The sequence below is a fragment of the Trebonia sp. genome (assembly GCF_049794275.1).
In the GTDB taxonomy this organism is placed as follows: domain Bacteria; phylum Actinomycetota; class Actinomycetes; order Streptosporangiales; family Streptosporangiaceae; genus Trebonia.
This window is the reverse complement of record NZ_JBARCR010000616.1, coordinates 1-3,006: the sequence shown is the minus strand read 5'-3', so window position 1 is coordinate 3,006 and position 3,006 is coordinate 1. Positions and strand designations below refer to the sequence as shown.

The 3,006-nt window shown below is 71.8% G+C and carries 1 protein-coding gene and 1 pseudogene; both read right to left on the bottom strand.

What is annotated here, in order from left to right:
- Positions 1-148: 148 nt before the first annotated feature.
- Positions 149-1,213: pseudogene (locus WA805_RS16545) on the bottom strand (Mur ligase family protein); the annotation flags it as partial.
- 22 nt (positions 1,214-1,235) lie between these two features.
- Positions 1,236-3,006: peptidoglycan D,D-transpeptidase FtsI family protein (locus tag WA805_RS16540; RefSeq protein WP_425242781.1), on the bottom strand; the 1,771-nt coding region annotated here is incomplete at its 5' end.

Here is a 3,006-nt window from a genome sequence, read left to right as displayed (position 1 = left end):
CGGGGCGGCGGCGAGGGCGGCGAGGGCGGCATCGCGCAGCCTTGGGCGGCCGGACGGGTCATCCCGCGATTGTCCGGGGGGTCCGGGGGCCAGGGGGGATGGGGGACAGGTGCCCCCCATGCGAGAGACCTGTCCCCCCGGGAGAAGGCAGCACCCGCTCTAGGCGGCCGGGCACGCCGGGACAGCCGGCCACGCCGGCGACCGCGTCCTCGAGCGGGCAGCCGGCCTCGACCAGCGCCACGATCGCGCCGAGCGCGTTGGCCACGTTGAACGCGCCGGGCAGCGTCACCGACGCGTCCGCCTCCACGCCGCCGGGCCCGATCACCCGGAACGTCGAGCCGTCCGCGCCGCAGCGCACGTCGGCGGCCCGCCAGTCCGCGTTCCTGTAGGCGCCGGAGGCCGGATCGGCGCAGAACGTGACGACCGGCACCGACGCCTCCGCCACCAGGCGCCTGCCGTACCTGTCGGCCACGTTCAGCACGGCGAGCCCGGCGTACCGCGGGGTGAACAGCTGCGCCTTCGCCTTGAAGTAGTCCTCGAACCCGGCGTGGAAGTCCAGGTGGTCCTGCGACAGGTTAGTGAACACCGCCACGTCGTACCGGGTGCCGTCGACCCGGCCGAGCGCCAGCGAATGGCTGGACACCTCCATCGCGGCCGCCGTCACGCGGCGCTCCACCATGACGGCGAGCAGCGCCTGCAGGTCCGGCGCCTCCGGCGTGGTCAGCGCCGAGCCGACCCGCTCCGCACCGATCCTGATCTCCACCCCGCCGATCAGCCCGGTCTCGTGCCCGGCCGCGCGCAGCCCGGCCTCGGCCAGGTAGCTGGTGGTCGTCTTGCCGCTTGTCCCTGTCACCCCGATCATCGTCATCCGGTGCGACGGGTCGCCGTAGATCCAGCAGGAGATGTCGCCGAGCCGGTCCCGCGGCGCGGACACCACGAACACCGGCACGCCGGTGCGGGCCGCCCGGTCCCGGCCGGCCTGGTCGGTGAGGATGGCGATCGCCCCGGCCGCGACGGCCTGGTCGCAGTAGGCGGCGCCGTGGGTGTGCTCGCCGGGCAGGGCGGCGTACAGGTCACCGGCCCGCACCTGCCGGGAGTCGAGGGTGACGCCGGTGAGACGGCCTGGACCGTTCGGAATGAAATCGGTTCTTCCGACGCCAAGGAGCTCGGCCAGCCCGGACAACGGACGTGGCGGAACGCGGGCGGGTCGGATCACGCCCCGAGGGTATCCAATATCAGGGCGCATTGAGCCGGACATACGGCGCGACAAGTCCAGGTTGCGGAGGAATCTGCAACGTCTGCAGGGCGAACTTCATCGCGTTGTACAAGACCGGGCCCGCGACGTTGGCCCCGAAGTACGCGATGTTGCTGTCCGGGTTCTGCACGTTCGCCGAGACCACGACCTGCGGGCCGTTGCCCGGCGCCATCCCGATGAAGCTCGACCCGTACTGGCACAGCGCGCAGTGCGGGCCCGGCTCCTGCGCGGTGCCGGTCTTGGCGGCGACCGCGTAGCCGGGGATGACGGCCCACGGTGCGTTGCCCTCCGCGTCCAGCCCGGGCACCTGCTGCAGGATCTGGACCAGCTCGTGCGCCGTCTTCGGCTGGATCACCCGGCGGGACGGCTCCGGCGCCGCCGGGGTGTACTGGCCGCTCGAGTTGTACGTCCCTGCGATGAGCGTCGGCTGCACCCGCACGCCGTTGTTCGCGATCGTCGCGTACACGCTGGCCATCTGCACCGCGTTCACCGCCACTCCCTGGCCGAACGACAGCGTGTACCGCTCGTCGCCCGCCCACGTGTCCGGCTTCGGCAGGATCCCCGGGCTCTCCCCCGGCAGGTTCAGCCCGGTCGGCTCGCCGAGGCCGAAAGCGCGCAGGTAGTCGTACTGGACCTGCGGCGGGACGTGCTCGACCACCTGGGACATGCCGACGTTGCTGGAGTGCGCGATGATGCCCGCGATCGTGTAGTGCGAGCCGCCGTCGGCCTCCGCGTCGGTGATCCACTGGCCGCCCCGGTAGATCTCGGACGGGATGTAGTAAGGGCTCATCGGCGTCTGGCCGCCGCGCTCGAACGCCGCGGCGGCCGTCATGACCTTGGCGGTGGAGCCGGGCGCGAAGATGTCCTGCACCGCGAGGTTCTTGGCGTCCGCCACGTTGGTCAGCGTGTTCTGGTCATAGGTCGGCCACTGCGCCATGGCGAGGATGGCGCCGGTCTTCGGCTGGATGATCACGACGGTGCACTGCCTGGCGTCCGTCTTGTTCACTTCCGCCTCGCACGCCTGCTGCGCGGCCAGCTGCAGCGCCGGGATGATCGTCAGCCGGATGCCGGTGCCGTTCTGCGCCGGGGTGTCCTTGCTGCCGGCCAGCGGGATCGGCTGGCCGTCGGCGCCGATCTCCACCTGCTCGCTGCCCGGCGTGCCGGACAGCAGCTTGTTGTACTCCTGCTCGAGGCCGGTCTGCCCGGCGATCACGCCGGTCGCCGGGTTCACGTTCGTGAAGCCGACGACGTTCGCGGTGGCGTCGCCGTCCGGGTAGTCCCTTACGTACGCCGGCAACGAGGCGACGCCGGGGATGTTCAGCGCGGCGATCTTGGTCTGGTTCGGGGCGGACACGCCCTTGGCGAGCACGACGTAGTCCTTCGACGTCGGGTGCTCGAGGAGGTTCAGCACCTGCTGCTGCGTCAGGCCGAGCGGGCCGGCGAGCTCCTGGGCGGCGTGCGGCTTGTCGGCTATCTGCGGCGGGTCCGCCGTCACCGTGTAGGTCTCCACGGTCATGGCCAGGACCTGCCCGTCCGCGCCGTAGATGGTGCCGCGCATCGCGGGCAGCGGGATCGCCTCGAACGTCTGCTTCTTGGCTACCTCGCGGTAATAGCCGGCCTCCATGCCCTGGATCTGCACCAGGCGGCCGGCGAACAGGGTGAGCACCACCGCGACGGCGACCAGCGCGATGCCGATGCGCTTGCCCGGCTCGCCGCGGCGAATGGTGATGCGGCGCGGCGGCCGCGGCGGG